We start from the raw sequence: 2,666 nt of genomic DNA, 5'->3' as shown, positions 1-2,666 counted from the left end.
CTCTTCCTCCCCCTCTGAAGAGGGAAAGTAATACATCCTGAGGACACAGATAATTCCAAAAAATCAACAACTCTTTTCCGGAAGATTATTTTTTTCTCGTGTTCGGCCTTTATTTTACCTTGACAAATTTCCTAATCCATTGTACCGAATGCTGATTTTAAAAATAAATATAGTACAAATAATCAAGGAGGCAAATGAAACATGGCATCAATGGTGGACAAATCCTGTAGCGATTTTATCGAAGTTTTGGCGTCCAAGGCTCCGGTTCCCGGCGGCGGCGGAGCGGCTGCAATGGGCGGCGCAATCGGCATGGCCCTTTCCAACATGGTAGGCAACCTGACACTCGGCAAGAAAAAATATGCGGATGTGGAACCTGAAGTCAAAGAACTTCTTGAAAAAGGGGATAACGTCATCTCCGATCTGAAAACCCTGGTAGACAAAGACGCTGAAGTTTTCGAGCCCTTATCCAAGGCCTATGGTCTTCCGAAGAACACTCCGGAAGAAATCAAATTCAAAGAAGAAACCATGGAAAAATGTTCTAAAACAGCCTGCACCGTACCGCTGGAAATCATCCGAAAGGCCTATGAGGGCATCAAAATTCATCAGCGCATGGGACAGATCGGGACGATGCTGGCCATTTCCGATGTCGGCTGCGGTGTGGTATTTATGAAAGCCGCCCTGATTTCAGGCAAACTCAATGTCATCATCAACCTCAATACCATCCAGGATCGGAATTTTGTCCAATCGGTTAAAGAAGAGATGGACCATCTGGTCACTGAAGGGTGCAAAATGGCTGACGAAACATTGAATCTGGTCATTTCCAAACTTTCAAAATAAGGAGGAAGAGTTAACATGGCAGAAGTTCTAAAAGCAAAGCCGGTGGCTGAGGCACTAAAAGAAGATATGATTAGACGGGTGGAGGCTTTGAAAGACAAAGGGATAACGCCGAAACTCGGAATTATTCGGGTGGGCGCCCGTCCGGATGACTTGTTTTATGAAGGCGGGGCAAAAAAAACTTCCGCGGGCGTGGGCATGGATTGTCAAGTATTCGAACACCCGGAAAATATCGATCAGGAAACCTTTGAAAAAGCCGTTACCGAAATCGGCAACCAAAAAGAGGTAAATGGGATACTGATGTTCTCCCCGCTTCCCAAACATCTCAATGAGCGCAAGATCAGGACCCTGATTCCGGTCGAAAAAGATGTGGATTGCCTCACCAACAACGGTGCGGCAAAAGTATTCACCGATGATGTAACCGGTTTTCCTCCCTGTACCCCCAGTGCCTGTATGGAAATGCTCAAATTCTATCAGATTCCGATTAAGGGGAAAAAATGCGTGGTGGTAGGTCGGTCATTGGTTGTTGGTAAACCTCTGGCCATGCTTTTGCTGCGTGAGCATGGAACCGTAACTATCTGTCATTCCAGAACCGAAAATCTGCCTCTGGTCTGCCAAGAGGGGGAAATCGTGATTGCAGCAGTCGGCAAGGCTAAGATGCTCAAAGGCAATTTCTTCAAAGCCGGACAAATCGTAATCGATGTCGGCATCAATCCCGATCCGGATAATCCTGGAAAGTACTGTGGCGATGTGGATTTTATGCAGGCCGAATCCCTCGTCGCAAAAATAAGCCCGGTCCCCGGCGGTGTAGGCTCAATTACGACCTCCGTATTGTGTAAACACACCCTGATGGCCTGTGAAATGCAAAACGCTTAAAAAATTTTTCTCTTCTTTCGTTCTTTTGTGTCCTTTGCTGGACGCTTTTTGTTTTCAATGACTCCCGATTTTTTATTTTGACGAGCAGGCCGGGAAAAGGTAATATACGCCAACTTAATCAAATAAGGAGGTTGACCATGAGCTATGAATTGATCAAGGTAGAAAAAAAAGACCATGTGACCATCGTAACCATTAATCGTCCGGAAGTAATGAATTCCATCAGCCCCCCGACCAGCGCGGAAATGGATAAGGCCTTTAATGAATTCGACCAGGACCCTGAGGCCTGGATCTGCATCATCACCGGAGCCGGAGAAAAGGCCTTTTCCGCCGGTAACGACTTAAAGTATCAGGCCACGCACGGGTCTGAAAAAATGCGGGAGATCATGAAAGGGGTAAAAGGCGGTTTTGCCGGGATCACCCGAAGAATGGATTGTTTTAAACCTTTTATAGCTGCGGTGAATGGTCTGGCCCTAGGCGGCGGGTTTGAGATCGCCCTGGCCTGTGATATCATCATCGCCTCGGAAAACGCCTTTTTCGGCCTGCCAGAACCCCGGGTCGGATTGATACCCGGTGCCGGCGGAGTGCATCGTCTTCCCAGGCAGATCCCCTATCATGCGGCCATGAATATGATCCTGACCTCAAAACGTATCACCCCCCAGGAAGCCATGCAGCTTGGAATCGTTTCCGAAATAGTCCCCCTGGCTAACCTTCTGGCGACTGCCGAAAAATACGCCGCCGAAATATTAAAGGCTGCTCCTCTGTGCATCAGGGCCTGCAAGGAAGCCACGATTAAAGGGATGACCGTCACCCTGGACGAGGCCATGGCCACGACTTACCCTGGACAGGTGGCCATGTATCAATCCGAAGACTTCATCGAAGGGCCCAAGGCCTTTGCCGAAAAACGCCCGCCTCAGTGGAAAGGAAGATAAGCCATTCCAAAGCCCCCTGTAGTCCGT

Annotated in this window: 3 protein-coding genes; all 3 read left to right on the top strand. The window is 48.3% G+C overall.

The window, feature by feature from the left end; translation table 11 throughout:
* Window positions 1–201: 201 nt before the first annotated feature.
* The 3 genes from ACYC56_RS14765 (at window position 202) to ACYC56_RS14755 (ending at window position 2,639) form a co-directional block, all read left to right on the top strand.
* Window positions 202–837: a cyclodeaminase/cyclohydrolase family protein gene (locus ACYC56_RS14765; RefSeq protein WP_461374933.1), complete on the top strand. Its 636-nt coding sequence runs from the start codon at window positions 202–204 to the stop codon at window positions 835–837.
* A 15-nt stretch (window positions 838–852) separates the two neighbouring features.
* Entirely contained in the window at window positions 853–1,710 is an 858-nt protein-coding gene (locus ACYC56_RS14760; RefSeq protein ID WP_461374932.1) for a bifunctional 5,10-methylenetetrahydrofolate dehydrogenase/5,10-methenyltetrahydrofolate cyclohydrolase, read from the top strand.
* Between the two features lie 137 nt (window positions 1,711–1,847).
* Window positions 1,848–2,639, top strand: a complete 792-nt coding sequence (locus tag ACYC56_RS14755; RefSeq protein ID WP_461374931.1) for an enoyl-CoA hydratase-related protein — start codon at window positions 1,848–1,850, stop codon at window positions 2,637–2,639.
* The last annotated feature ends 27 nt before the right edge of the window (window positions 2,640–2,666 follow it).

This window comes from Candidatus Aquicultor sp., assembly GCF_054640775.1.
This window is presented reverse-complemented; position numbering and strand designations above follow the sequence as displayed.